Origin of the sequence: Mycobacterium sp. E1386 (genome assembly GCF_001672745.1) — a bacterium.
Lineage (GTDB): Bacteria > Actinomycetota > Actinomycetes > Mycobacteriales > Mycobacteriaceae > Mycobacterium.
Map to the genome: position 1 here is coordinate 23,538 of NZ_LZKH01000119.1, position 26,909 is coordinate 50,446.

Consider the following 26,909-nt stretch of genomic DNA (forward strand, 5'->3'; position numbering starts at 1 on the left):
TCGCCGTGAGAACCGCGCCGACAAGTAACAGTGCCCGGTTCGCGGCCAAGCCGCTGACCTACGGCGGCACTCCGGCGCCGTTGTGGCTGGCCGCTTTTGAGCGTGCCCCCCTGCCGGCACTGGATCCGGCGGGACTCCAGCGCCTGATCGTCGTCGCGCCCCACCCGGACGACGAGACCCTCGGCCTGGGCGCGACGATCGCCCAGCTGGTCGCGGCCGGCACCGACGTCCAGGTGGTGTCGGTCAGCGACGGCGGTGCCGCCCAGCCCGGAACGACCGTGTCCGGCCGGATTCGGCTGTCGACGACTCGCCGATACGAAATGCGCAGGGCCACAAATATTTTAGGGGTTCCACCCCCGATGCGGCTGGGGTTGCCCGACGGCGAGCTGGCCCGCCACGAGGAACGGCTCACCGGGGCCCTCGTAGAAATCCTGCGGACCGCGGGGCCCGGCACCTGGTGCGCCGCCACCTGGCGCGGCGACGGGCATCCCGACCACGAAGCCGTAGGACGCGCGGCCGCGGCGGCGTGCGAATGCGCCGGCATCGCGCTACTGGAATACCCGGTCTGGATGTGGCACTGGGCCACCCCGGCCGACCCCGTGGTCCCGTGGGACCGCGCCCGCTCGGTCCCCGCCCCCGGCTGGGCAGTGAATCTCAAACGCCAAGCCGTGCAATGCTATCGGAGCCAATTTCGGCCCGGCCGCGGCGGAACCACGCCCGTATTGCCGCCGTTCGTTCTGCAGCGACTGCTCACAGTGGGAGAGGTGATCTTCCAGTGACAACGCGGTTGCCCGATGCCTACTTCGACCGGATGTACGCGGGCGCCGACGATCCCTGGCAGCTCTCGACGAGATGGTACGAGCAACGCAAATACGCCATCACCCTCGCGCTGTTGCCCACCCGCCGGTACCGGCACGCTTTCGAACCGGGCTGCTCGATCGGCACTCTCACCGCGGAGTTGACGCGGCGCTGCGACCACGTGACGGCGGTGGATGTGGCCGATGCGGCGCTCCGCGGAGCGGACGCCCGGCTGCGCAGGGCCGGCTGTCGTGACCGGGTGACGCTGACCCGGTCGTCCTTAGACGCGACATGGCCGGACGGACCCTTTGACCTGCTGGTCCTCAGCGAGGTCGCCTACTACCTGCAGGCCGAGGCGCTGGCTGGGGTGCTGCGTCGCGAATGCCCCCGGCTGCAGCGGGGCGCGACAATCGTTGCCGCGCACTGGCGGCACGACGTGGCCGATTACCCGCTGACCGGCGACGCGGCGCACGACATCATCGCGCGTACGCCCCGGCTGCGATCTGTGGGCCGTTACGAGGACCGCGACGTCATCGTCGAGGCATACGACACCGGAGACGGACGGTCGGTGGCGGCCCGCGAAGGTGTGCCCGGGGCGCGCTGACCACGACGCTGCCCCACGACTGCACGGACGGGAAAGTGGGTAGGAGAAATCCTATGCGTGTGGCGACCTTCAACATCCTGCACGGCCGCACCGTCGGTGACGGGGTGGAAATTCAGCGGCTGCGCGACTGCGTGCGCCGGCTCGATCCGGACGTGCTGAGCCTGCAAGAGGTCGACTGTGATCAGCCGCGGTCCGATCGCGCCGATCTGACCGCCGTGGCGGCCGAGGCCATGGGAGCCGTGGAACACCGCTTCGTGGCGGCCATTTCCGGCACCCCAGGGGCGACGTGGATGGCCGCCACCGGTCACGAGCAACCCGGCACCGCGGCCTACGGAATCGCCTTACTGTCGCGATACCCGGTGGCCAGCTGGCAGGTGGTGCGGCTGCCCCGCATCCCGGTGCGCTTTCCGATGTACCTGCCGGGCCCCAACCGGGTGATGGTGGTCGACGAAGAGCCGAGGGCGGCGGTCATCGCGCAACTGCACACCCCGATGGGCGCGCTGACGGTGGCCAACACGCACCTGTCCTTCGTGCCCGGCTGGAATCGCCGCCAGCTGCGCCGGCTGGTACACGACCTGCGCGGCTTCCCGGGCCCGCGGCTGCTGACCGGCGACCTCAACATGACACCCAAAACCGTGCGCCGCTGGTCGGGCATGCGGGCGCTGGCCGCGGCGGCGACGTTTCCCGCGGATGCCCCCGACCGCCAGCTGGATCACATCCTGACCGACGATCACCGCTTGCGCGGCAGCGCCGTCGAGGCCGAGCCCATGGGAATCTCCGACCATCGCCCGCTGGTCGTCGACCTGGAACAGCCGTGACTGCGTGTGGGGCTATCCCCGCGCGCTCAGCCGGCGCTGGACGCGCTCGATCTCGTCCACCGAAGGCAGCGCGTCGGTGACCCGGGTGATTTCCACTCCGACGTCCACGTTGGTGATCGAACGACGCTCGGCGACAAGGAGCTTGCTCGCGATGGTGGCGGCCTCGGCATCGGACACCCGGCGCGGCAGCAGCGCCAACACCGGGGCGTAACCGAGGGCAGGGGCGCCGCCCGGGTAACCCGCGCGCAGGAACGCGACAATGCTCAAGACGCGATCACTCAGGCCCATCGTCCACCTCGCTCATCCGGTCGTAGCCAGGAATAGCCCGGCGCAAAGGTTTGAAACCCGCCGCCGCGCGGAAGCGAAAAAGGGGCCCGGCCCCCGATGGACCGGACCCCTTCGCAACCGACTTACTGGTTTTCCTTCTGGCGCTCCTCGGCGGCCTCCGCGCCGGCTCGGGCGGATTCGGCCTCGGCCTCCTTCTTGCCCGCGTCGCGCTGAGCGTCGGCCTTATCCTGCTGGGCCTGACCCTCCTTGACGACGTCGTCGCGACCGAGGACGGCCCCGCCGACTTCCTTGACCTTGCCCTTCACGCCCTCGACGGCGCCGGTAACGGCCTCCTGCGGCCCGCTCTTGTCATCCCCCATGGGTCGACCTCCCTTTGGTTGCTGTTCGACTCGCCTCTACGGCGTTCCCGTCGGCCGACCAGTCAAACGCCCACGCCCGTGTGCGCGCGATCACGGGAGACGCATCGCCGCCGGATTGGGTCGTTTCAACCGCGATCGACTGGGTACGAATGAGCGACCGACGAAAGAGGTGAGGCATCTGACCACGATCGCCGTGATAGGAGCGACCGGCACAGCCGGATCCCGCGTCGTCGCCAGGCTCAAGGCCCGCGACGTCGCCGTCATAGAGGTTTCCCGCGCACATGGCGTCGACCTGCTCGACGGGGAGAGCCTGTATCGGGCGCTCCACGGAGTCGACGTCGCAATCGACGTATCCAACCCGGTGGCGGACGACGGGCAGCCCGACATCGCCAAGACGCTGGCCACCGCCTCCCGCAACGTCATGGGGGTGTGCGCCGCGCGGGGCGTCCAGCGCCTGGTGGTGTCGACGATGGCCGGCATCGACGATCCGGTGTTCGACGGGCTCGGATACTTCGAGGCCAAACGGGCGGCGAAAGAGATCCTGCTGGACGGTCCGGTCCCGACCACGGTCGTGAAGTCGACCCCGTGGTACGAATCCGCCGCCGGCCCCTCGGGGCCGGTGAATTCTGACGGGGACGAGGTGATCGTCGAGGACTGGTTGATCCAGCCCATCGCCGCCGACACCGTCGCCGACGTACTCGTCGAGGCGGCCCTTGGCCAGACACACACGCCACGCACCATCACCGGCCCGGAGGCCATCCGGCTGCCCGAGCTGACCTCGAAAGTGCTTGCCCGGCAAGGTGACAACCGCGCCGTTCGGGCGGTGCAGCCTCGCGTTCCCGCGCTCGCCACGGGGGCGCTGCTGGCCTCCGAACGCGCCGTTGTCATCGGTCCTGGCGTCGAGTCCTGGCTGAGCTCGCTGCCGCCGGCGAGCACCGACGGCCACGCGACGGACGGCGGCGAAGATGCGCACGCGTCGGTGCACAGGCCGGATTTCTCCCGGGCCTGAGCGTCGACGAAGCCAGGAAACGAAAAAGTTCCGGCCGCCTGTCGACATTTCGGCCTACCGGTGACCGTGTTGGGGTTATGGTCGCCTTAGGTTGAATCCACAGCCGCCCTCTTCGGAGCGGCCGCGGGCACCGGTCGCTCACCACTCACCGCGATTCGACGGGCGACGATATGAAAGCTCAACCCTACCGAGTCGAAGAACGACTCCATTGCTATGAAATCGATTGCGCGGGAGTGCAACTGCACGTGCAGTTGCGGGGCCTGGCCACCGTGCTCCGCATCAGCGGCGAAATCGATGCGTCCAACGCGGACCTCCTCGCGCGGGCGATCCGCCGCTTCGTGCGGCTACGGGCCCCGCTGATCCTGGATCTGAGCCGGGTGGAGTACCTGGGCAGCGCCGGCCTTCGAGTTCTGCTACTCGTCCAGGACGAGTGCGAGCTCGCCCGTCTGCACTGCAGCGTGGTCGGCGGTGTGGCACTGCGTCGGCTCACCCGCCTGGTCACCGGCCTCGGGTTGCCGTTGGTCGACTCGGTCGCCGACGCCCTACGGCTGATTCAAGGCGCCCACAAAACCGGGTGAAGGCGTGGCTGGAGGGCCGACTTCAGATCACGATTCCGTCACGATCTTTCTTACGGTTACTTAAGAACCACCATGCTTTCCGTAAGAATCCTCAGCGTCCACGAGCGGATTTGATCGTTCGCTTAGTGAACGAGCGCGTTCCGTGGCGGTATTTCCGGGTTGGCGGTCCTACCGTTCGACGTGGGCGAACGCGACCACTTTCCAATTCCGCTACTTTGGATTTCGAGGATCGGGAGCCTCGGTCGAAGAAGTCAATTCGCAATTCTGAAGGACACACTGATCATGAAAATCAGCAGTATCGTCGCGCGCCGGCGTCTGGCCGGCATCAGTGCCGGCTGCCTGCTCGGGGGAATCACCATGGGTCTCGCCGGCGCTCCGTCGGCGGTCGCAGCGCCCGACTGCAGCCCCGGTGGTGTCAACGCCACGGTTTCGTCCGTGCAGGGCTCGGCCGAGCAGTACCTGGCCGCGCACCCGGGCGCCAACCAGGTGGTCACCGCCGCCTACGGCCAGCCGCGTCCGGAGGCCGAGTCGAACCTGCGGGGCTACTTCACGGCCCATCCGCAGGAGTACTACGACCTGCGCGGCATCCTGGCACCGATCGGCGACACCGAGCGGCAGTGCAACGTCAAGGCGCTGCCGCCGACCCTGGAGTCGGCCTACCAGGAGTTCATGGCCGGCTGATTCCGCTGCCGTACAGGACCGACCCGCCACGACGTTGTGGCGGGTCGGTTCTCTTGCAACGTGTGAACGGCGGCCGCGGCGGGTAATTGTCCAGGCAGCGAACGTAACTGGAGGGACATGATGCGGCTGCGTCGCAGCGTTCTGAGCAAGCCCGGCATCGCGCGCAAGCGCCGGGGCAAAGGCTTCGCGTACTACGGGCCCGACGGCGAACTCGTGTCTGACCCCGAAACCCTGCAGCGAATCAAGGATTTGGTGATTCCGCCGGCCTGGAAGAACGTGTGGATCTCACCGCACCCCAACGGGCACATTCAGGCCGTCGGCGTCGACGCCGCAGGCCGCCGCCAGTACCTCTACCACACCGCATGGCAACAGGAGCGCGCCGAGGAGAAGTTCGACCGCGTACTGGAACTGTCCACCCGGTTGCCGCAGTGGCGCGCCGTCATCGCGAAAGACCTGAACCGCAGCGGTTTGACCCGCAAACGGGTGCTGGCCCTGGCGTTGCGCCTATTGGATCGCGGGTATTTCCGCGCCGGCGGAGAGCAGTACGCCGAGGAGCACGAATCGTACGGGCTGGCGACCCTGCTGTGCGATCACGTGGTGGTCCGGCGCGACGCGGTCGCATTCGACTTTCCCGCCAAGAGCGGCGTGCGCCGCACCGTGGAGATCGAGGACCCGGAAGTGGTCCGGGCGGTGCGCGCGCTGATGCGCCGGCCCAACCGCACCGAGCGGCTGCTGGTGTGCCGCACCGCATCCGGCTGGGTCGAGGTGCGATCCGACGACCTCAATGCCCGCTTCAAGGAGCTCGTCGGTGACGAGTACACCGTGAAGGACCTGCGGACCTGGCACGGGACGGTGTTGGCCGCCACGGCGTTCGCCGACGCGGACCCGGCCGTTTCCCGGCGGGTCGCCAAACGCGTGGAATCCGCCGTCATGAAGGAAGTCGCCGAGGAGCTCGGCAACACCCCGGCGGTGGCCCGCGGTTCGTATGTCGATCCGCGCGTCGTGAACGGCTACGAGCAGGGGCTGACGATCGCCGCCGCGACGCGACGCGCCGAGCGCGCCACCGATCCCGATGCCGCCCAGGAGGTCCTCGACAAGGCCACCCGAATGTTGATCCGACGAGTGGCCAAGGGCCACAGCGTGTCTGGATCGTCCACGCTGGCCAAGAGCGCTTGACCCAGGCGGGACGGCCGGCCCGCGAAAGATGTTCCCGCAAACCGCTTCTCCCCCGCGGCCATTCGTCACACGTCCTTGACACTTCGCCGGACGGACACCACCCGCGCGCTCGGCGAAACGCACAGCTCCACTGGCTGCGACGTCAAACCGACTGCGCTGCAGCCCGCGAAGCGCAGACCAATGTCGCCGCGCCATCCCGCAAACCGCATCGGCGCGAAAGACGCCGTTTAACGAAGTACCTATAGGGTATTTCGCTCGCCATGGTTGACCCGGGACGAGCAAAGACGGTGCTGGTGTGGCACGTCCACGGCTCCTGGACGCAGGCATTCGTCGCGGGTCGGCACCGGTATCTGATTCCGGTGGCCGGCGATCGCGGCGAGGGCGGCATCGGGCTGGCCGGGCGTACTTGGCCCAACGCGCGTGAGGTCGCGCTCGAGGAATTGGAGCGCGAAGACGTCGATCTGGTTGTGCTGCAACGCCCGCACGAGGCGGGTCTGGTCGCACGCTGGACGGGCCGCCGCCCCGGCGCGGAGCTGCCGACGGCTTACGTCGAACACAACGCGCCGCGCCCGAGCCCCGCACAGAGCCGGCACCCGGTCGCCGACCGTCCCGACATCCCGCTGGTCCACGTCACCGATTTCAACCGGCTGATGTGGGACAACGGTCGGGCACCGACCCGCGTGATCGACCATGGCATTGCCGACCCCGGCCACCGCTACACCGGCGACATCCCCAGAACGGCCACCATGATCAATGAGCCGCTGCGCCGGAACCGCATCGTCGGCGCGGACCTGTTGGAACCGTTGTCGGCGTACGCGCAGATCGACGTGTGGGGCATCGGCACCGAGGCGCTGCACGCCGGCCGCGGCGCTGTAACCGGCCGTGGTGACGTGGCGGCACCGGAACTCTGGGACCAGATCGCCCGCAGGCGTGTATACCTGCACACCGCCCGCTGGACCTCGCTCGGCCTCTCGCTGATCGAGGCCATGTTTCTCGGGATGCCGGTGGTGGCCGTCGGCGCCACCATGGCGCCATTCGTAATCCCTTGCGAAGCGGGCGTTGTCAGCGCAGATGTCGCCGCCTTGGGGGCGGGCCTGCGGACCTTCATGAACGACCAGGCCACCGCGGCGGCCGCCGGCAAGGCCGCACGCGAATTCGCCTCCGCCCGCTTCGGGCTGGGGCGCTTTCTCGCCGACTGGGACCAACTGATCGAGGAGCAGTGCCGATGACCGGAGGAAAGGAGCCCGCATGAGGATCGCGATGATCTCCGAACACGCCAGCCCGCTAGCGCACCTGGGCGGGGTGGATGCGGGTGGCCAGAACGTCCACGTCGCCGAGCTGTCGTCCGCGCTGGCCCGGCGCGGCCACGACGTGGTGGTGTATACCCGCCGCGACGACGCGCAACTGCCGGAGTGCGTCGAGACCGAGGACGGCTACTCCGTCGTGCACGTTCCGGCGGGGCCGGCGCGCGTACTGCCCAAAGACGAACTGCTGCAATACATGTACGCCTTCGCCAAGTTTCTGGATGCGCGGTGGATCGCCGACTCACCCGACGTCGCCCACGGGCACTTCTGGATGTCCGGGGTGGCCACCCAGCGCGCCGCCCGGGCGCACCGCGTTCCCACCGTCCAGACGTTCCACGCGTTGGGCCTCATCAAGCGATTGCACCAAGGGCTCGACGACACCAGCCCGGACTGCCGCGTCGGTGTGGAAGCCAGGATCGCCCGCGACGCCGACTGGGTCGCCGCCACCAGTACCGATGAGGTCTTCGAGCTGGTCCGCATGGGACGCGCCCGCTCGCGCACCACCGTGGTGCCGTGCGGTGTGGACGTCCAGGCGTTCACCCCGACCGGCCCAGTCGCGCCGCGCGGGGGCCAGCCGCGCATCGTGTCCGTCGGACGCCTGGTGCCGCGCAAGGGCTTTGAGACGTTGATCCGGGCCTTGCCGCGCGTCCCCGGCGCGGAACTGGTGATCGTGGGCGGCCCGGCCCGGGCGGACCTGGCCGATGACGTTCAGGCGCAACAGCTGCAGCACCTGGCCGCGCGGCTCGGCGTTGACGACCGGGTGCGGTTGCAGGGCGGGGTCGCCCGCGATGAAATGCCCGCGCTGCTCCGGTCGGCGGACGTGGTGGCCTGCACGCCCTGGTACGAACCGTTCGGGATCGTGCCGCTGGAAGCCATGGCGTGCGGGGTCCCGGTGGTGGCCACCGCGGTGGGCGGCATCCGCGACACGGTCGTCGACGACGTCACCGGCCGGCTGGTGCCGCCCAAGGACCCGGGCAGGCTCGCCGACGCCATCGCCACGCTGCTCGACGATGGCCCGAGGCGCCGGGCGATGGGCGAGTCCGGGTGTGAGCGCGCCCGCACGCGCTACACCTGGGACCGGGTGGCGGCCGACACCGAGCGCATCTACGAAAAGCTGGCGCCGGTGCGGCGCGGGGTCCGCACCCCAACCCAACGCTTCGGGTGATGTTGTGGTTCAGGCGCTTTCCAGGATTCGCAGTGATCGCTCCACCGCTTCCGGCAGTCGCCGGCGCTCCCGCAACGCGGCCGGCAACGCGGCAAGCGCCTCCAGCATCGCCTTGGCGTGTGCGGTGTCACGGGCGGCGGCCAGGGCCAATGCGCCGGTCGCGCTGGCGCACCGACCCACGGGCCGGCGCAGACACGCGGCCAGCATCTCGTTGCGCACCACGCGAGCGTGCTGGGCGCTGCTCGAGGATCGCGCTTGCGACGGTTGGTGGTATGCCAACAGCGCGGGGCAGAAGCACAGATCCCAGCCGGCCGCCGCCAGATCCCAAGCCAGCAGGCTTTCCTCACCCCGGAAATGCAGGATCGGGCTGAACCCGCCGACCGCCCCGAAGGCGGACTTGCGCACCACCGCCGAGCAGGACTGGAAGCCCAGGATCGACGGGCCGGGCAGGGCCGGATCCCTGCCGAGCGGACTGTCGGCCAGTGCGGCGGCGAAGGGGTCGTCGCGCTGCTGCGGCCAGATCACCGTCCGCCCAGCCAATACCGCTACGGTAGGCGACTTTTCGAAGACCTCCTCGGCGAGCGCGGTCGCCCCGGCCGCCCACCAGGAGTCATCGTCGCAGAACGCGGCATACGGCGTGTCACACCGCGCCACACCGATGTTGCGTGCCACCGCGCCCTCGTTGCGGTCCAGCGGTATGACGGTGACGCGGCCGGCCGCCCGGTTCGCGACGCGAACGACCGCCCGCACCGAATCGTCGCGGGACGCGTTGTCCACCACGATGATCGGGCACGCACTGGTATCCAGCAAGCGCTCCAGGACGGTGCCGAGTTCGCGCGCACGGTCCCGGGTCGCGATGACGAAAGTAGTGAGGGGCTTGGTCGCCATGATTGCTGCAGCTACCCCAAAACTGGTCGGCGAAACGCGGTTTCGCCACCGGGCCGGCGGGTATGACGGCTCGGTGCGTGATCTTTCGCGGGTCCTCATCACCGGCGGTGCCGGGTTCTTGGGTGCCCATTTGTGTGACCGGTTGCTCCGCGCCGGTGTCGAGGTGGTCAGCGTCGACGACCTGTCCACCAGTCCCCCTAACGCCACGGACCGCTTGGCGCCGCATCCCGGATACCGGTTCGTCCCGCACGACGTCTGCGACCCCTCGGTGGTCGACAAGGTCGGCATCTCATTCGACACCGTGTTCCACCTGGCCTCGCCCGCCTCTCCGGTGGACTATCTGCGGCGGCCGATCGAGACGCTGCGCGCCGGATCGGCGGGCACCGCGATGGCACTGGAGATCGCCGAGCGCGGCGGTGCGCGGTTCGTCCTGGCGTCGACCAGCGAGGTCTACGGCGATCCCGAGGTGCACCCGCAGCACGAAAGCTATTGGGGAAACGTGAATCCCGTCGGCCCGCGCAGCGTGTACGACGAGGCCAAGCGGTATGCGGAGGCCCTGACATTCGCCCATCGCCGGCTTGACCGGGCCGACACCGCGGTCGCGCGCATCTTCAACACCTACGGGCCGGGCATGCGCCTCGATGACGGCCGCATGGTGCCCACCTTCTGCCGCCAGGCGCTGCGCGGCGAGCCGTTGACCGTTTCGGGCACCGGGTTGCAGACCCGATCCCTCTGCTACGTCGATGACACGGTCGCGGGGTTGATCGCCCTGGCGCGCGGCGATTTCGGCGGTCCGGTCAACATCGGAAATCCCACCGAGCTGACGGTGCTGGCGGCCGCCGAGCTGATCCGCGAGCTGGCCGGCAGCAGATCCACCATCCAGTTCACCCCGCCGGCCGAGGACGACCCACAGCGCCGCTGCCCCGACATCACGGTCGCCCGCGAGCGGCTGGGCTGGGAGCCGCAAGTCGGCTACCGCACCGGGCTGGCCACCACCGTGGCGTGGTTCCGCACGACGACCGATGACCCGGACCGAGACCTCGTCTCGGCCGTTGACCGATTGGCGCAGTAGGGGGTGCGGTGCGAATTCTCGGTGTGAATGCGGTGTTTCACGATCCCGCCGCGGCGTTGGTGGTCGACGGCCAGGTAGTGGCCGCCGCCGAAGAGGAGCGGTTCTCCCGGCGCAAGCACGGTAAGCAGGCGGTGCCGTTCTCGACGTGGGAAGTCCCCGCGGCGGCCATCCGCTGGTGCCTCGAGGACGCCGGTGTGGCCCCCGAGGAGATCGACGCCATCGGTTATTCGTACGACCCCGCCCTGATGCACGAAGAGCCGGCCAACGCGCAGGGGCTCGACCAGGACTGGGAATACCTGCGGACCCTGTACGCGGAGCGCGCCCCACGTTTTCTGGCCTCCGCGGTGCCGGGCCTCAACCCGGCGGTGGTGCGTCACGTCCGCCATCACGTCGCGCACGCCGCGTCCACGGCGCTCGCCTCTCCGGATCCCGACGCGGCGGTGTTGGTGGTCGACGGCCGCGGCGAGCGCAGTTCCATGCTGGCCGGGGTGTACCGCGACCACAAGCTCGACGTGCTGGCTTCCCAGCGGCTGCCGCACTCGCTGGGATTACTCTACGAAAGCCTCACCGAGCATTTGGGATTCGCGCGCTCCAGCGACGAGTACAAGGTGATGGCGATGGCCTCCTACGGCGAGCCACGCTTCGCCGACGCGCTGCGCGAGCGCGTCTACGCGTGCGGCGATGGTGGGTTTCGCACGGAGCCGATCGCCTGGGACGAGCTCGCGCCGCCCCGCCGGCCGCATGACGAGACGCTCGACCCGGTGCACGCCGACCTCGCCTGCAGCGTGCAGCGTGTCGTCGAGGACGTGTTGCTCGATCTGGTCGGCTGGCTGCGCGAACGGACCGACGGCGACGCGCTGTGCCTGGCCGGTGGTGTCGCGCTCAATTGCGTTGCCAACACCCGCATCCACGCCGAGGGCGGTTTCGATCGCGTGTGGGTGCAGCCCGCGTCCGGCGACTCCGGCACCGCGCTGGGCGCGGCGCTGAGCCTGGCCGCGTCGTTCGGTGAACCGGTCGCGCCGATGCCCTCGGCACAGCTGGGCCGCGGCTGGTCGGACGAACGGATCGAGGCCACGCTCGAGGAGGCGGGCGTGAGCTACGAATGCCCGTCCGACGTGGCCGCCGCGGTCGGCGACGCGCTGGCCGACAACCAGCTGGTTGGCTGGTTTCAGGGCCGCGCCGAGTTCGGACCACGGGCCCTGGGCGGGCGGTCGCTGCTGGCCGATCCGCGCCACGCCGCCAACCTGGAGCGCCTCAACGCGGTGAAGGGCCGCGAGCAGTTCCGGCCGGTCGCGCCCATGGTGCTGGCCGAGCACGCGGCCGAAATCTTTTCCCGCGGGCCGCTTCCCAGCCCCTACATGCTGTTCGTCCACGACGTCGCGGCGGCCTGGCGGGACCGCATCCCGGCGGTCACCCACATCGACGGCACCGCCCGGATTCAGACCGTCGACGCGGCCGCCGATCCGCGCCTGCACGCGACGATCAGCCGATTCGCCGAGCGCACCGGCGTCCCGGTGGTGGTCAACACCAGCTTCAACACGGCTGGCCGGCCCATGGTGGACAGCCCGCGCGACGCGCTCGAGGTGTTCGGCAGCTCACCGATCGACGTGCTGGCCCTGGGCTCATACCTGGTCAGGCGGCGCCGATGACGACCGACTACGCAATCGTGATACCGACCGTCGGCCGAGACTCGTTGCAGCGCTTGCTTGTTGCGCTGCACCGCGGATCCGGGCCCGCGCCCACGGAGGTGGTGGTGGTCGATGACCGGTCGTGGCCCACCACCGTCCCGTCCGTCGGCGGCGACATGGCGGTGCGTGTGCTGCGCAGCGGCGGGCGCGGGCCGGCCGCCGCACGGAACGTGGGCTGGCGCGCCACCGGCGCGCCGTGGGTGTGCTTCCTCGACGACGACGTGGTGCCGGCCCCGGACTGGAAGTCGGCGCTGGCCATCGACCTCAAAGCCGCCGGGGCCGCGGACGCGGCGGGCTCGCAGGCGGTGATCGAGGTGCCCGCGCCGCCACCGCGGCGGCCGACCGACGACGAGCGCCGCACCCAGCGGCTGTCGGCGGCGCAATGGATCACCGCCGACATGGCCTATCGCCGCGACATCCTGGTGGCGGTCGGCGGCTTCGACGAGCGGTTCCCGCGCGCCTACCGCGAGGACTCCGACCTGGCGGTGCGGATCGTCGCCGCCGGCGGAGCGATCGTGCGGGGTGAGCGTCGCTCGACGCATCCGGTCGCGGCGGCGACCTGGTGGTCCAGCGCGCGGGCGCAGGTCGGCAACCGCGACAACGCCCTGATGCGCCGCAAGCACGGCCGCGCCTGGCGCGACATGACCGGCGAGGGGCCCGGCCGAATGCCGGCGCACGCGGCCACCACGCTGGCCGGCGGCGCCGCCGTCCTCGCCGGTCTGCTGCGCCGCGGCCGCGTCGCCCGCCCGGCCACGGCGGCGTGGCTGCTGCTGACGGCGGAATTCGCGGCGCGGCGCTGGCTCGGCGGCCCGCGGAATGTCGTTGAGGCGGCGCGCCTTTTGGTGACCAGCGCGCTCATCCCGCCGGTCGCGGTCGGGCACCGGCTGGCCGGCGAGTGGACGTTTCGCCGGGCCCGGCGCGATCCCCCGCTCGCCGTGCTCCTCGACCGTGACGACACCCTGATCGTCGACCGGCCCTACCTCAACGATCCCGAGGGCGTGCGGCCCACCGAGGGGGCCGCTCGGGCACTGGAGCGGCTGCGCCGACGCGGCCTGTTGCTGGCCGTGGTGAGCAACCAGTCCGGCGTGGCGCGAGGGCTGATCAGTCCCGAACAGCTCGCCGCGGTCAACGCCCGGGTGGATCAACTCCTCGGCCCCTTCGGCTCCTGGCAGGTGTGCACGCACGGCGAAGCGGACGGCTGCGACTGCCGCAAGCCGCGGCCCGGCCTGGTGCTGGCCGCGGCCGAAGCGCTGGGGGTACCGCCACAGCGCTGCGTGATGATCGGCGACATCGGGCGCGACGTGCAGGCCGCCCTGTCCGCCGGCGCCGGGGCGGTGCTGGTCCCCACCGGCCGCACCCTGATCGCCGAGGTGGACCACGCGCGGAGGCACGCCCGAGTGGCCCCGACCCTGGACGCCGCCGTGTCATTGGTGCTCCGGGAGTGCCAATGACCACGGTGGTGGCGCGGCTGGACAGCGCCGGCGACGTGCTGATCACCGGGCCCGCGGTGCGCGCGGTCGCGGCAAGGCACGACCACGTCGCCATGCTGGTGGGCCCGCGCGGCCGGGACGCCGCCGAACTGCTGGTCGGGGTGGACGAGATAGTCGAATGGCAAGCCCCGTGGGTGGATTTCGAGGCGCCGGAGTTGACCGCCGCCCACGCCGACGCGCTGATCAAGCACCTGCGTGACATCGCGCCCGACCAGATGTACATCTTCACGTCGTTCCATCAGTCCCCGCTCCCGCTGGCCCTGCTCGCCCGGATGGCGGGTGTGCCCTGGGTCGGCGCGATCAGCGTCGACTACCCCGGCACCCTGCTGGACCTGCGCCATCAGGTGCCCGACGGAATTCCCGAACCGGAGCGGGCGCTCTCGCTGGCCGAGGCGGCCGGTTGCCGCCTGCCCCCCGGCGACGACGGCGCACTGCGGATCCGAGCTGTCGAACCCCTCCCGGCTCCGCTCGCCGAAATCGCCGGGCACTCACCGTTCGTCGTCTTCCATCCCGGCGCCGCGGTACCGGCGCGGCGCCCCAGCCAGGAGCGCAGTGCGGCGATGGTGGCGGCCCTGACCGGCGCGGGATACCGGGTCGTGGTCACCGGCGGACCCGACGAGGCCGACCTGACCGCCGCGGTCGCGAGCGGCAAGGCCGTCGACCTCGGCGGCCGGACGAGCTTCGCCGAACTGGCGGCGGTCTTTTCGGCCGCCCGCGTCATCGTCGTTCCCAACACCGGGCCGGCGCACCTGGCCGCGGCCGTGGGCACACCGGTGGTGTCGCTTTTCGCCCCCGTGGTGCCCGCCGCCCAGTGGCGCCCCTACGCCCGGCGGGTGCGCGTGCTCGGCGATCAGTCCGCGCCGTGCCGCGCCACCCGCGCCCGCGTCTGCCCGGTACCCAACCACCACTGCCTGGACCGGATCACCGATGCCGAACTGCTCGACGCGGTGAAAGGAGGACAGCCATGATCGAGGCGCACTTCGACGCGCTGCGAGAGGCCGTGCGCCGCAACGGCGGCGAGGCGGGCCGGCTGCGCAATTGGGGCCGGCAGCTGGCCACACTGCTGCCCGGGGGCGGGCGCCTGTTGGCATGCGGGAACGGCGGCAGCGCCGCCGAGGCGCAACACCTCACCGGCGAACTGGTCGGCCGGTTCCGGGAGGACCGAATCCCGTTGTCCGCGATCGCATTGCACGCCGACACATCGGCGGTGACGGCCATCGCCAACGACTACGGCAACGACGAGGTATTCGCGCGCGGGGTGCGGGCGCACGGACGGTCCGGCGACGTCCTGGTCGCCCTGTCGACCAGCGGCGCCAGCCGCAACGTGATCGCGGCGGTCAAGGCGGCGCACGACGTGGGCATGGTGACGTGGGCGCTGACAGGGCGCGGGCCAAATGAACTGGCCGCCAGGTGCGACGAGGCGATCTGCGTGGACGCCGCCAGCACCGCCACCGTTCAGGAGATCCATCTGCTGCTCGTGCACGGGCTGTGCATGGCGCTCGACGACGTGTTACTACGGCGGGAAGCATCATGACCACCAAACCCCTTGTCATCGTTGGTGATTCGATACTCGACGTCGACATCCTGGGTTCCGCGTCCCGGCTGAGCCCCGAGGCGCCGGTGCCGGTGGTCGACGCCGAACGCCAGGTGCAGCGGCCCGGCGGGGCCGGCCTCGCGGCCCTGCTGGCGGCCAGGACCGAGGCCGGGGTCGTGCTCATCACCGGCATCGCCGCCGACGACGCGGGACGACGGCTGCACGACCTGCTGGTCGCCGCGGGGGTCAGCGTCCTACCGCTGCCGATGACCGGGAACACCGTGACCAAGACCAGGATCCGGGCCCGCGGTCAGTCGATGCTGCGCGTCGATCGGGGTGACGCCGCTCCGGTCGACGGCCCGCTTCCGGTCGAGGCCGCCCAGACCCTGGCCCGCGCCCGGGCGATCTGTGTGGCCGACTACGGCGCCGGTGTCACCGCGCTGCCGGCCATGCGGGCGGCGCTGACCGAATCGGCGTCCCGCATTCCGGTGGTGTGGGACCCGCACCCTCGGGGCGCGGCCCCGGTGTCCGGTTGCGCGCTGGTCACACCCAACTATGAAGAGGCACGGCACTTCTGCGAACCCGGCACACACGGCGACGGGGGCGAGGCGCTGCTGCGGAAGTGGGGCGCGGGCGCGGTGTGCATCACCCGCGGCGCCCACGGCGCACGTGTCTACGGGCCTGGGACGGGCGCCCGGCACGTTGGGATACCGGAGGGGTCGGCCACCGGCGCGGCCGACGTGTGCGGCGCCGGGGACCGATTCGCCGTCGCCGCGGCGGTGGCCCTGGGCGCCGGTGCCGACCCCGTCGCCGCCGTCGAGGCGGCGGTCGCCGACGCGGCCAGGTTCGTCGCCGCAGGCGGCGCCGCCGCGGTCTCGACACCGGTGCCCGTCAAGGGTTCCGACGTCCTTGCCGAGGGCACCGCGCTCGAGGACCCGGCCGCGGTCGACGCGATCGCCCTAGCCGCGCGGCTGCGCCGCGACGGACGCGTCGTGGTGGCCACCGGGGGTTGCTTCGACCTGCTGCACACCGGGCACATCCGGCTGCTCCGGCGGGCCCGCGAACTCGGGGACGCCTTGATCGTGCTGGTCAATTCGGACGCGTCGGTGCGCGCGCTCAAGGGGGCGGCGCGCCCGGTGATGCGCGACGTCGACCGGGCGCGCGTCCTCGCCGCACTCGCCTGCGTCGACGGCGTGACGATCTTCGACGGCCTGACCCCCGAACGGATGCTGGAAGCGCTGCGTCCCGACATCTGGGTCAAGGGCGGCGATTACGTGGCCGCCGAACTGCCCGAGGCCGACGTGGTCTACCGCCACGGTGGCGAGGTGGTCATCCTGCCAACGGTGGCCGGCTACTCGTCGTCCCGCTTGATCGCCGCGGCCACCTCCGGCCGCACCATTATCGAAAGGCCCTGACATGACTGAACATTCACTGCAAGGCGTACTCATCTCCGGCGGCTCCTCGGGCCTGGGGGCGGCAACGGTGGCCGCCGTGGTGCGAAGGGGCGGCGTGCCGCTGGTGATCGACAAGAAACCGCCGGCCTCCGACGTGCCTTTTGCCGCTTGCGATCTGGCCGACACCAGCGCGGTCGCGGCGGCCGCCGAGTCGCTGGCCGAGCGGGTGGACGGCCGAATCACCGGCGTCTTCACCGCGGCCGGCATCGACTCGTGCGGCACGCTCGAACAGGTTCCCGCCAAGGAGTGGGAGCAGGTGATCGCCGTGAACCTGGTCGGCACCGCGGCCGTCATCCGCGCCGCCCTGCCCTACCTGAAGCCGACCCACGGCCGCATCGTCACCTGCGCGTCGACCCTGGGCATCAAGGCGGTCGGTGACGCCACCGCCTACTGCGCATCCAAATTCGGGGTCGTCGGTTTCACCCGTGCGCTGGCGGCCGAGCTCGCGGGCGAGGTGGGCGTGACGCTGCTCATCCCCGGCGGCATGCACACCCCGTTCTTCGACGGGCGCACCGAGCAGTACAAGCCGCCGGCGGACGCCAAGCTCAACCAGCCCGAAGACGTCGCCGAGACGGTGCTTTTCGCCTTGTCTCAGCCGGCCGGGTGTGAGGTGCGCGAGTTGGTGGTGTGTGCCTCCACGGAGTCGTCGTGGCCTTGAGCCTCGAGCCCGGCCCCGACCTTGACGGGGCCGACAGCATCGTGGTGCTGCGCGCCCTGGGGCTCGGTGACCTGCTCACGGCGGTGCCCGCGCTGCGCGGGCTGCGCCGGCGATACCCGGCGGCCCGGGTGATGCTCGCCGCCCCCGACCGCTACCGCGAGCTGGCCATGCTCACCGGCGCGATCGATGAACTGCTGCCCACCACTTGCCTGGGTGATGTGCGGCCGTTGCCGGGACCGCCGGCCCTCGGGATCAACCTGCATGGCTGCGGACCCGAAAGCATCGATCACCTGTTGGCGTGGGCGCCAGCGGCGGTGCTCACCCACCGCCACCATCGGCACCCCGCCCTCAAGGGTCCGCCGTGGCGGGCGGACGTGCACGAGGTGAACCGCTGGTGCACGCTGCTCGAGTGGGCCGGAATCCGTTGCGATGCAACGGATGTACTGATACCGCGGCCCGCGGGGATTCCGTTCGACCAGACGGGCGCCGTCGTGATCCATCCCGGCGCGTCCGCACCGGCACGGCAGTGGCCGGTGGACCGCTTCGCCGCGGTCGCCGCGGCGATCAGCGACGACGGCTACGACGTCATCATCACCGGGTCTGCCCGCGAGTTCGACCTGGCGCACAGGGTCGCCCATGCCGCGGGCCTGCCCCGCACCGCGGTGGTGTCCGGGCTGCTGGACCTGCCCGCACTGACCGCGCTGATAGCAGACAGCCGGTTGGTCATCTGCGGGGACACCGGCCTGGCGCATCTGGCCGCCGCGACCGGAACCGCATCGGTGGTGCTGTTCGGCCCCACCGCTCCCGCCCGCTGGGGTCCGCGCGGTCCGGCACCACACGTAGCACTGTGGGCCGGCGGCGTCGGCGATCCGCACGCCGCCGTGCCGCACGAAGGACTGCTGTTGATCACCGTTGCGCGGGTGCTGGCCGCGAGCCGCCAAATCTTGCGGGAGTCGGCATGAGCGGGCCGCTCGTCGGCGTGGTGGGTGTCGGCTACGTCGGGCTGACCACCGCCGTCTGCGTGGCCGACCACGGGCTGCACACGGTCGCCGTGGACATCGACCCGGGCCGGGTGCGCAAGCTGAGCACCGGCATCGCGGTCATCGACGAGCCCCAGCTGCCAAAGCTTCTGCGCGACGGGCTGGCCCGCGGCCTGCTGACCTTCAGCGAGGACTTCGGTGCGCTGGCCGACCGCGACGTCGTCTTCGTCTGCGTCCCCACTCCCAGCACCGACGGCGGGCGTGCGGATTTGGGCGCGGTGGAATCGGTGATCGACCGGCTCGGCGGGGTGCTGCGCCGCGGCGCCGTCGTGGCGTTGAAGTCGACGGTGCCGGTGGGCACCACCTCCGCGATGGCGGGCCGCCTGCGCGACAGCGACATTCGCGTCGTGTCCGCCCCGGAGTTCCTGCGGGAGGGGCGCGCCGTCCACGACTTCCGCCATCCGGACCGGCTGGTCATCGGCACGCACGATGACACCGCGGCCCGGCTGGTGCAGCGGTCCTACGGGCTGGGCCCCGAACAAGTGCTGCGGATGAGCCCGGAGAGCGCCGAGCTGGCCAAGTACGCCAGCAACGCCTTCCTCGCGGTCAAGCTGTCCTACACCAATTCGTTGGCCGCGCTGTGCGCGCGGGTCGGCGCGGACATCGACGACGTCACCGGATGCATGGGGGCCGACCGGCGGATCGGCCCGGAATTCCTGCGGCCCGGCCCGGGCTGGGGCGGCTCGTGCCTGCCCAAGGACACCGCGGCGCTGGTGCACACCGCGCGCAGGCACGGGGTCGCGTTCGCCGAGGTCGAGGCGGCTCGGCAAACCAATACCGCTCAGGCGCAGCGAATCGTCACCGCCGTGCGGCAAATGGTGGGTCGACCCCTCTCCGGCTGCCGGGTCACCGCTTTCGGCCTGACATTCAAGGCCGCCACGAGCGACACCCGCGATTCGCCGGCGCTGGCGGCGTGCCGGGAACTGTCGGAGGCCGGCGCGCTGGTCATGGGTTTCGACCCGCAATTGCCCCGCATTGACCCGGCAGTTCTGCAGGAAAGCCGGGTGACCGCCGTCGACGACCCGTACCGCGCCGCCAAGGCCGCCGAGGCGATCGTGGTGCTGACTGAGTGGCCGCAGTTCCGCGACCTCGACTGGCGCGTGATCGCCCGGGACGCGCCGCTGGCCGTGGTGCTGGACGCCAGGAACACTCTCGACCCGGCCCTGGTGGAAACGGCGGGCCTGATCTATCTCGGAAATGGTGTGCCGCAGGGCTTTTGATCACGGGACGGGCCGCCCGTGGACGCCGCTGAAAAACGGAGGAATAACCGCGGCGAACATGGGTATGCCCGTCCTGTGGGAAGTGCCCTGGCGGCTCATTCACGCCAGGTTGCGGTCGAAACAGACGGCCGCGGGCCATCGCAGCAAACACGGGCCACAGTGACTGCCGCGGCTGCCCGGCGTAGCTAGCGAACTCATTCGAACCGTCTGTCTAGGAGGGACATCAATGGCAAAGCAAGAGGTCTCGGACTACCTGTTGGAGCGATTGCGAGCGTGGGGCGTTGAGCACGTCTTCGCCTTTCCCGGCGACGGCATCAACGGGATCCTCGCCGCCTTCGGGCGCGCCGACAACAAGCCCATGTTCATCCAATCGCGGCACGAGGAGATGAGCGCCTTCGAGGCGGTGGGCTACGCCAAATTCACCAACCGCGTCGGGGTCTGCATGGCCACCTCCGGCCCCGGCGCCATTCACCTGCTCAACGGCCTCTACGACGCCAAGCTCGACCACGTCCCGGTGGTGGCCATCGTCGGGCAGACCAACCGCAGCGCCATGGGCGGCTCCTACCAGCAGGAGGTCGACCTGCTGACGCTGTTCAAAGACGTCGCCAGCGACTACGTCCAAATGGTCACCGTCCCAGAGCAATTGCCGAACGTGCTGGACCGCGCCATCCGGGTTGCCCTGGCCCAGCGCGCGCCGACGGCGATCATCATCCCGTCCGACGTCCAGGAGCTGGAGTACTCACCGCCGACCCACGCCTTCAAGATGGTGCCCTCGAGCCTGGGCATCGAGTGGCCCGCGGTCACCCCCGACGACGCGGCGGTCAGGCGCGCGGCCGACGTGCTCAACGCCGGCAGCAAGGTCGCGATGCTGGTCGGCAATGGCGCGACCGGAGCTGCCGACGAGCTGAGCGAGGTCGCCGACCTGCTCGGTGCCGGGGCGGCCAAGGCGCTGCTGGGCAAGGACGTGCTGAGCGACGAATTGCCTTGGGTGACAGGCTCCATCGGGCTGCTGGGTACCCGTCCCAGCTACGAGCTGATGCGGGACTGCGACACCCTGCTGACGGTGGGGTCTAGCTTCCCCTACACGCAGTTTCTGCCCGGCTTCGACCAGTGCCGCGCCGTGCAGATCGACATCGACGGCCGCTTCATCGGCATGCGCTACCCGTACGAGGTCAACGTCGTTGCCGATGCCAAGTCCGCGCTGCGGGCCCTGATACCGCACCTGCGCCGCAAAGAGGACCGCAAGTGGCGCGACACCGTCGAGGCCAACGTGGCGCGTTGGTGGACGACCATGGACATGGAGGCGAAGGTCAGCGCCGATCCGATCAACCCGATGCGGCCGTTCTTCGAACTGTCACCGATGCTGCCCGACGACGCCATCGTCACCGCCGATTCCGGGTCGGCGGCCAACTGGTATGCGCGCCAACTGAAGTTCCGCGGCAACATGCGGGGTTCGCTCTCGGGCAACCTGGCCACGATGGGGCCCGGCGTCCCCTACGCGATCGGCGCCAAGTTCGCCCACCCGCGCCGCCCGGTCATCGCGTTCGTCGGCGACGGCGCCATGCAGATGAACGGCATGGCCGAGCTGATCACGATCAAGCATTACTGGCAGCAGTGGGGTGACCCCCGGCTGATCGTGGCGATCCTGCACAACAACGACCTCAACCAGGTCACCTGGGAGATGCGCGCGATGGCCGGCTCGCCGAAGTTCGCGGAGTCGCAGAACCTGCCCGACGTGGACTTCGCCGCGTTCGCGGCCAGCCTCGGCCTCAACGCGATGGCGATCAAGGACCCGGACGAACTGGGGGACGCCTGGCGCAACGCGCTCTCGGCGGACCGCCCCACCGTGCTGGACATCTACACCGACCCCGACATGCCGCCGATCCCGCCGCACGCCAACTGGGATCAGTTCAAGTCGGCCACCGCCGCGGTGCTGTCGGGTGACGAGGACCGGGTGGGCTTCGTCAAGGTCGGGCTGAAGACCAAGGCACAGGAGTTCCTGCCGCACAAGAAGAGTTGACGCCATGGGGACGAAACCGTCGACGCTTTTCGAAGCGGCGGCAGCCGACATGCGCGACCGGGTCGACGGCGAGATCCGATTCGATCCCGCTTCACGCGCGACCTACTCCACCGACGCGTCGAACTACCGGCAGGTGCCCATCGGGGTGGTCGTGCCGCGCACCCCGGAGGCCGCGGCCGAAGCGGTCGCGGTCTGCCGGGAGCACGACCTGCCGGTGCTGTCCCGCGGGGGCGGCACCAGCCTGGCGGGCCAGTGTTGCAACGCCGCGGTGGTAATCGACTGGAGCAAGTACTGCACCCGCGTCGAGTCGGTCGACACCGAGGCCGGGGTGGCGGTCGTGCAGCCGGGCATCAAGCTCGACGCGCTGAACAACCACCTCGCGGATTCGGGTTGGATGGTAGGACCGAAGCCGTCGACGCATGTCAGCTGCGCGATCGGCGGGATGATCGGCAACAACTCGTGCGGTTCGACCGCGCAGGCGTACGGCAAGATGGTGGACTCCGTGCGCCGACTGGAGGTGTTGACCTACGACGGCGTCCGGATGTGGGTGGGGCCGACCGACGACGACGAGTTCGCCCGGATCGTGGCCGAAGGAGGTCGGCGGGCCGAGATCTATCGCGGCCTGAAGGACATCGCCGAAACCTATGCGGACGACATCCGGGCGAACTACCCGCACATCCCGAGACGCGTCTCCGGCTATAACCTCGATTCGCTGTTGCCGGACAATGGATTTCACCTGGCGAAGGCGCTGGTTGGGTCGGAGAGCACGCTGGTCACGGTGCTGCGCGCCGAGCTGGCGCTGGTGCGGATTCCCGCGGCGAGCGCGCTGGCGGTCCTGGGATTCGAGGACGTGTTCGCCGCCGCCGACGCGGTGCCGGCGGTGCTCGAACACCAGCCGGCGGCGCTCGAGGGCCTCGATCACCGCCTGGTCGATCTCGAGCATTCGCGCCGGCTGGCCGAGAAGGCGCTGCGCCAGTTGCCCGACGGCAAGGCGTGGCTGATGGTCCAGATCGATGGCGACGACCAGGAGGAGGCCGACCGGAAGGCCAAGTCGATGATCGACGACCTGTGCAAGCAGGGCGCCGTCGACGCCTCCGTGCTCGACGACCCCAAGCGGAAGAAGGAAGTCTGGGCGGCCCGTGAGGCGGGGCTGGGCGCGACCGCATACCCGCCCGACGGGCCCCCCACCCATGAGGGCTGGGAGGACGCCGCGGTGCCGCCGGACCGGCTGGGCGATTACCTGCGCGACTTCCGCAAGCTGCTCGACCAGTACGACTACGGGTCGGCTTCGCTGTACGGGCATTTCGGGCAGGGCTGCGTGCACACCCGGATCCCGTTCGTGCTGTGGACGGCGGAGGGAGTGGCTAATTTCCGTGCCTTCCTGGAAGATTCGGCGCGGCTGGTGGTGGACTACGGCGGCTCGCTGTCCGGCGAGCACGGCGACGGCCAGACCCGCGGCGAATTGCTGCCGATCATGTTCGGGCAGCGGGTGGTCACGGCATTCGAGCGGACCAAGGCGCTGCTGGACCCCCGCAACCGGATGAACCCCGGCAAGGTCGTACACCCCTACAAACTCGACGAAAACCTGCGACAGGGCGTGCATTACCGGCCCACCGAACCCGCCACCATGTTCGCCTACCCGCACGACGACCACCGCTTCTCGCGTGCGGCGGATCGCTGCGTGGGCGTCGGCAAATGCCGCGGGGATGAGTCGGGCGTGATGTGTCCCAGTTACCGGGCCACGCAGGAGGAGGAGCACTCCACCCGGGGGCGGGCGCGGCTGTTGTTCGAAATGCTCGAGGGCGACGTCATCACCGACGGTTGGCGCTCGACCGAGGTGCACGACGCGCTCGATCTCTGCCTGGCCTGTAAGGGTTGTCGCAGCGACTGCCCCGTCAACGTCGACATGGCCACGTACAAGGCCGAATTCCTGTTTCACCACTATCGCGGCCGGGTGCGGCCCATGGCGCACTACTCGATGGGGTGGATACCGTTGTGGGCCCGGCTGGCCGCGGTGGCACCGCACCTGCTCAACACCGTCACGCACACGCCCGGGTTGTCGACGGCGTTCAAGAAGTTCGGCGGTATCGACCCCCAACGGCGGATGCCGAACTTCGCCGACCAGAGGTTCACCACGTGGTTCGCCCGCCGTCCTACCGATGGGTCCGCGAAGCCGCGCGGACCGGTCATGCTCTGGCCCGACACCTTCGTCAACAACTTCGAGCCCGAGGTCGGCAAGGCCGCCGTCGCGGTCCTCGAGGCGGCCGGCTTCGAGGTGGAGGTCCCGAACCGGACCGTGTGCTGCGGACTCACCTGGATCTCCACCGGCCAGCTTCGCGTCGCCAAACGCGTTCTGCGCCGCACGCTTACGGCACTGGGCCCTGCGCTGCGCAGCGGGACACCGGTGGTGGTGCTGGAGCCCAGCTGCGCCGCGGTGTTCCGGGCCGACATGCCGGAGCTGCTCGCCGGTGACGAGGATGCCCACCGACTGGCCGATCAGACCTTCACGCTGGGCGATCTCCTGGCCGAGAAGGCTCCCGACTGGCAGCCGTCGCCGGTCAACGCCCGCGGCGTCGTACAGCAGCACTGCCATCAGCATGCGGTGCTGGGCTACACCCATGAACGGAAGTTGCTCGGTGCCGCCGGGGTGGAAACCGACCTACTTGATGCCGGATGTTGCGGCCTGGCAGGCAATTTCGGCTTCGAGAAGGGCCATTACGACGTGTCGGTCGCCTGCGCTGAAGACAAGCTGCTGCCCGCGTTGCGCGAGGCCGGCCCCGACACTCTGGTCCTTGCCGACGGATTCAGTTGTCGCACGCAGATCCGTGAGCTGGCCGGCGAGCGCAGCCCGGTGCACTTTGCCCAGGTGCTCGCCGGCGGGCTCGCGGTCAAGGGCTAGCCGCGACTCCCGAACGCGCGCTGCGCAGGTCGTCGACGAAAAGTCCGTACGCCTCCTCGTGTCGATCGCTGCGGTCGCGCAGCACCGCCGACGGATGCACCGTCGCCACCACGGTCGGCTCCGGCTCCAGGTCGACGACGGATGCGGGCAGCCGCACGTGCCGGCCCCGCTGGGTGGACACCCGAAAGTCCGCCCCCAGCAGGGATTGCGCGGCGGTGGCGCCGAGACACACGATGACCTGCGGCCGCACGGCCTCGATCTCGGCGATGAGCCAGGGGCGGCAGGCGACCACCTCGGTGCGGCCGGGCTTTTGGTGGATCCGTCGTTTGCCGCCCTTGCGGGTGAATTTGAAGTGTTTGACCGCGTTCGTCACGTACGCCAGGCCCGGCTCGATGCCGGCGTCTTCGAGGGCCCGGTCGAGCAGCCGCCCGGCCGGCCCGACGAACGGCTCGCCCGCGAGGTCCTCCTGGTCGCCCGGCTGCTCACCCACCAACATGATGGGCGCCCCGGCGTTCCCGTTGCCGAAGACGGTCTGGGTTGCGTCAGCGAAAAGCGGACAGCCGCGGCAACATTCGGCCGCCGCTCGCAGCGAATCCAGTCCCCGCTCCTCGGGTAGGTAGCGGTCGGCGCCCGGGGCCTTGGTCGCGGCCATGGTGTCCCCTTCAAACGGGTGCCCCACTCCCCCTCGAGTGGGGCACCCGTTAGCCCGTAACTAGCCCTTGCCGACGATCGCGTCGCGGGCCCGGTCCAGCATCGCGGCGAACGGTCCGGCGGCCAGGTTGGCCGTCTGCGACTCGACGGCGGCGTGCGGCCGGGTCGGCGCGATCGCCTCTGCGAGCTTGGCCGCGCGACCCATCCGTTCGAGCTCCTCGCCGCTCAATTCCTGGCCCAGCTTGGAGAACTCGTCATGCTCCTCGTGCTCGGCATGCTCGACGACCGCGTCGCGCAGTTGCGTGAGCAGCTGGGTGAACTCCGCGCTGTCGACGTCGAGCTTCTCCAGCTTCTGCAGGACGGTCTTGGCCTCGTGCTCCTCGTGCAGTCGCTCGTCGACCACCGCGGCACCGTCTGAGAGCTTCCGCTTGGCCCGGGGGTGCACGATCTCCTCCTCGGCCGTTTCGTGGACGGCCAGCAATCGCCGGAGTTCGACGAACGCCTTCTCGCGTTCCTTCCCGGACGCCGCCAGTGTTTCGGCGAACAAAGACTTGATCTGCTGGTGTTGACTGACAAGAAAGTCGACCACATCGGTGGGCGACTGGATGGCGTTCTGAGCCATGGTGTCCTTCCCATTTCGGCTTGGCGCGCGGGCTGTTGCGCGCTTCTGATCGGCTACCCGACGAAATTCGGTACCAAACGGGTACGGCGGCCCACCAGTGGGTAGTTCCTCACCAAGTCGCGGAAAAGGGAGAACGCTTGTGGCCACCGGTGTCCGCAGTCGGGCGGCAATCCTGGGCGCCCTCATCGTGACGGCCGGTTGCGCCGCGCCGGGAGCGTCGTTGGAAAGCGAGCCCGACGTCGCGCTCTGGTCGGTAGCCTCGCCGCTGCGCGATCCGGTGTGGTCGTACCGTGCGCACGCCCTCGTCGGGCTCACCGACGATCACCGGCTGGCCGAGGTCACCGCCGGTGACCGCCCTGGCGACGCCAGGACGCGGGTGTCCGAACCCATGCCGGTCGGCCGCAACCTGCAGATCAGCCAGAAGGACGACCGGATCGTGTTCGTGCCGCAGCCCGAGCGCGGCAGGGTTGCCGAGGTCGACCTCGAAAGCCTGCGCCAGGTAGGCGATTTCGATGCCGGACCCGCCCCGGCGTATCTGTCCGAAGATGCCGGGTTGCGGACGCTGTTGGCGCTGTCCTCGGATGGCAGGTCGGTGACACCGGTGGACCAGTACGGCTTCCGGAAGCTGCCCACCGCCCCGATCGCGGGCGATCCGGCGGACACCATCGACGGCGCCAACCGCGGCCGCGAGATCGATTACCACGTGTACGCGCCGTCGGGAATCCGGCATTACCAAGGGTCTTCGTCCCCCGCCGAGGAGCGCGGCGCGCTGCGCATGAACGTCGCGGTCTCGGCGGGTGACGGCGCCGCGGTGACGCGCAGCTATGTGGCCGGCCGCGACGACAGCACGCTGTACGCCGTGGATTCGCGCCGCGGCGGCGAGGGCTTGGCGG

26 protein-coding genes are annotated in these 26,909 nt (G+C 70.2%); 21 read left to right on the forward strand and 5 right to left on the reverse strand.

Annotated elements, in window-relative coordinates; translation table 11 throughout:
- The first annotated feature begins 5 nt into the window (after positions 1 to 5).
- The 3 genes from A5709_RS12990 to A5709_RS13000 are packed head-to-tail and all read left to right on the forward strand — an operon-like array spanning position 6 to position 2,220.
- Positions 6 to 779, forward strand: coding sequence for a PIG-L deacetylase family protein (locus A5709_RS12990; protein ID WP_068012291.1), 774 nt, complete (start codon positions 6 to 8; stop codon positions 777 to 779).
- Positions 776 to 1,402, forward strand: a complete 627-nt coding sequence (locus A5709_RS12995) for an SAM-dependent methyltransferase (RefSeq protein WP_068012292.1) — start codon at positions 776 to 778, stop codon at positions 1,400 to 1,402. Before A5709_RS12990 ends, A5709_RS12995 begins: the two co-directional genes overlap by 4 nt.
- Positions 1,403 to 1,455: 53 nt before the next feature.
- Entirely contained in the window at positions 1,456 to 2,220 is a 765-nt protein-coding gene (locus A5709_RS13000) for an endonuclease/exonuclease/phosphatase family protein (protein ID WP_068012293.1), read from the forward strand.
- A 12-nt stretch (positions 2,221 to 2,232) separates the two neighbouring features.
- On the opposite strand, the gene A5709_RS13005 is transcribed toward A5709_RS13000, so the two are convergent.
- Together A5709_RS13005 and A5709_RS13010 are read right to left on the reverse strand one after the other, a co-directional pair.
- Positions 2,233 to 2,508, reverse strand: coding sequence for a DUF3349 domain-containing protein (locus tag A5709_RS13005; protein ID WP_068012294.1), 276 nt, complete (start codon positions 2,506 to 2,508; stop codon positions 2,233 to 2,235).
- Between the two features lie 122 nt (positions 2,509 to 2,630).
- A complete protein-coding gene (locus tag A5709_RS13010; RefSeq protein WP_067949814.1) occupies positions 2,631 to 2,867 on the reverse strand; it encodes a general stress protein CsbD in 237 nt (78 codons plus the stop codon).
- 169 nt (positions 2,868 to 3,036) lie between these two features.
- On the opposite strand from A5709_RS13010, the gene A5709_RS13015 reads away from it, so the two are divergent.
- The 6 genes from A5709_RS13015 (at position 3,037) to A5709_RS13040 (ending at position 8,780) form a co-directional block, all read left to right on the forward strand.
- Positions 3,037 to 3,876: an SDR family oxidoreductase gene (locus tag A5709_RS13015; RefSeq protein WP_068120218.1), complete on the forward strand. Its 840-nt coding sequence runs from the start codon at positions 3,037 to 3,039 to the stop codon at positions 3,874 to 3,876.
- Between the two features lie 170 nt (positions 3,877 to 4,046).
- Complete coding sequence (locus tag A5709_RS13020) at positions 4,047 to 4,454, forward strand: STAS domain-containing protein (protein ID WP_068120220.1); 408 nt, start codon at positions 4,047 to 4,049, stop codon at positions 4,452 to 4,454.
- A 282-nt stretch (positions 4,455 to 4,736) separates the two neighbouring features.
- Positions 4,737 to 5,135, forward strand: coding sequence for a heme-binding protein (locus A5709_RS13025; RefSeq protein ID WP_068120221.1), 399 nt, complete (start codon positions 4,737 to 4,739; stop codon positions 5,133 to 5,135).
- A gap of 120 nt (positions 5,136 to 5,255) precedes the next feature.
- Positions 5,256 to 6,311 carry a DNA topoisomerase IB gene (locus tag A5709_RS13030; RefSeq protein WP_068120253.1) on the forward strand — a complete coding sequence of 352 codons (1,056 nt, stop codon included), beginning with the start codon at positions 5,256 to 5,258 and terminating at the stop codon, positions 6,309 to 6,311.
- Positions 6,312 to 6,571: 260 nt separating this feature from the next.
- Positions 6,572 to 7,540 carry a glycosyltransferase gene (locus A5709_RS13035; RefSeq protein WP_068120224.1) on the forward strand — a complete coding sequence of 323 codons (969 nt, stop codon included), beginning with the start codon at positions 6,572 to 6,574 and terminating at the stop codon, positions 7,538 to 7,540.
- Positions 7,541 to 7,559: 19 nt separating this feature from the next.
- Complete coding sequence (locus tag A5709_RS13040; protein ID WP_068120226.1) at positions 7,560 to 8,780, forward strand: glycosyltransferase; 1,221 nt, start codon at positions 7,560 to 7,562, stop codon at positions 8,778 to 8,780.
- Positions 8,781 to 8,789: 9 nt separating this feature from the next.
- Here the strand turns inward: A5709_RS13040 and A5709_RS13045 are convergent, their stop codons facing one another.
- Positions 8,790 to 9,668: a glycosyltransferase family 2 protein gene (locus tag A5709_RS13045; RefSeq protein ID WP_068120255.1), complete on the reverse strand. Its 879-nt coding sequence runs from the start codon at positions 9,666 to 9,668 to the stop codon at positions 8,790 to 8,792.
- Between A5709_RS13045 and A5709_RS13050 the strand changes: the two genes are divergently transcribed.
- From A5709_RS13050 to A5709_RS13100, 11 genes are all read left to right on the forward strand, one after another.
- Positions 9,667 to 10,740 (forward strand): NAD-dependent epimerase/dehydratase family protein, encoded by a 1,074-nt coding sequence (locus A5709_RS13050; protein ID WP_197520135.1) that lies wholly within the window; start codon positions 9,667 to 9,669, stop codon positions 10,738 to 10,740. The genes A5709_RS13045 and A5709_RS13050 overlap by 2 nt on opposite strands.
- An 8-nt stretch (positions 10,741 to 10,748) precedes the next feature.
- Positions 10,749 to 12,389, forward strand: a complete 1,641-nt coding sequence (locus A5709_RS13055; RefSeq protein ID WP_068120228.1) for a carbamoyltransferase C-terminal domain-containing protein — start codon at positions 10,749 to 10,751, stop codon at positions 12,387 to 12,389.
- A complete protein-coding gene (locus A5709_RS13060) occupies positions 12,386 to 13,879 on the forward strand; it encodes an HAD-IIIA family hydrolase (RefSeq protein ID WP_068120231.1) in 1,494 nt (497 codons plus the stop codon). The genes A5709_RS13055 and A5709_RS13060 overlap by 4 nt, the downstream gene beginning before the upstream one ends.
- Positions 13,876 to 14,886, forward strand: a complete 1,011-nt coding sequence (locus tag A5709_RS13065; RefSeq protein WP_197520136.1) for a glycosyltransferase family 9 protein — start codon at positions 13,876 to 13,878, stop codon at positions 14,884 to 14,886. Before A5709_RS13060 ends, A5709_RS13065 begins: the two co-directional genes overlap by 4 nt.
- Positions 14,883 to 15,452 (forward strand): SIS domain-containing protein, encoded by a 570-nt coding sequence (locus A5709_RS13070; RefSeq protein WP_068120233.1) that lies wholly within the window; start codon positions 14,883 to 14,885, stop codon positions 15,450 to 15,452. Before A5709_RS13065 ends, A5709_RS13070 begins: the two co-directional genes overlap by 4 nt.
- Positions 15,449 to 16,867 carry a PfkB family carbohydrate kinase gene (locus A5709_RS13075; RefSeq protein ID WP_068120236.1) on the forward strand — a complete coding sequence of 473 codons (1,419 nt, stop codon included), beginning with the start codon at positions 15,449 to 15,451 and terminating at the stop codon, positions 16,865 to 16,867. Before A5709_RS13070 ends, A5709_RS13075 begins: the two co-directional genes overlap by 4 nt.
- Before the next feature lies 1 nt (position 16,868).
- A complete protein-coding gene (locus A5709_RS13080) occupies positions 16,869 to 17,564 on the forward strand; it encodes an SDR family oxidoreductase (protein ID WP_068120238.1) in 696 nt (231 codons plus the stop codon).
- Entirely contained in the window at positions 17,561 to 18,526 is a 966-nt protein-coding gene (locus tag A5709_RS13085; RefSeq protein ID WP_304442539.1) for a glycosyltransferase family 9 protein, read from the forward strand. Before A5709_RS13080 ends, A5709_RS13085 begins: the two co-directional genes overlap by 4 nt.
- Positions 18,523 to 19,824 carry a UDP-glucose/GDP-mannose dehydrogenase family protein gene (locus A5709_RS13090; RefSeq protein WP_067949836.1) on the forward strand — a complete coding sequence of 434 codons (1,302 nt, stop codon included), beginning with the start codon at positions 18,523 to 18,525 and terminating at the stop codon, positions 19,822 to 19,824. The genes A5709_RS13085 and A5709_RS13090 overlap by 4 nt, the downstream gene beginning before the upstream one ends.
- Positions 19,825 to 20,050: 226 nt before the next feature.
- The gene (locus tag A5709_RS13095; RefSeq protein ID WP_068012297.1) at positions 20,051 to 21,844 is read left to right on the forward strand and encodes a thiamine pyrophosphate-requiring protein; all 1,794 of its coding nucleotides are present in this window, start codon (positions 20,051 to 20,053) and stop codon (positions 21,842 to 21,844) included.
- 4 nt (positions 21,845 to 21,848) lie between these two features.
- The gene (locus tag A5709_RS13100; RefSeq protein ID WP_068120240.1) at positions 21,849 to 24,743 is read left to right on the forward strand and encodes an FAD-binding and (Fe-S)-binding domain-containing protein; all 2,895 of its coding nucleotides are present in this window, start codon (positions 21,849 to 21,851) and stop codon (positions 24,741 to 24,743) included.
- Here A5709_RS13100 and A5709_RS13105 read toward each other — a convergent pair.
- Together A5709_RS13105 and A5709_RS13110 are read right to left on the reverse strand one after the other, a co-directional pair.
- Entirely contained in the window at positions 24,733 to 25,395 is a 663-nt protein-coding gene (locus A5709_RS13105) for a UdgX family uracil-DNA binding protein (RefSeq protein WP_068120242.1), read from the reverse strand. The two genes, A5709_RS13100 and A5709_RS13105, sit on opposite strands and share 11 nt — an antisense overlap.
- Before the next feature lie 60 nt (positions 25,396 to 25,455).
- Entirely contained in the window at positions 25,456 to 26,016 is a 561-nt protein-coding gene (locus A5709_RS13110) for a hemerythrin domain-containing protein (protein ID WP_068120244.1), read from the reverse strand.
- 139 nt (positions 26,017 to 26,155) lie between these two features.
- Between A5709_RS13110 and A5709_RS13115 the strand changes: the two genes are divergently transcribed.
- On the forward strand, positions 26,156 to 26,909 hold a 754-nt coding region (locus A5709_RS13115), incomplete at its 3' end, for a hypothetical protein (protein WP_068120246.1).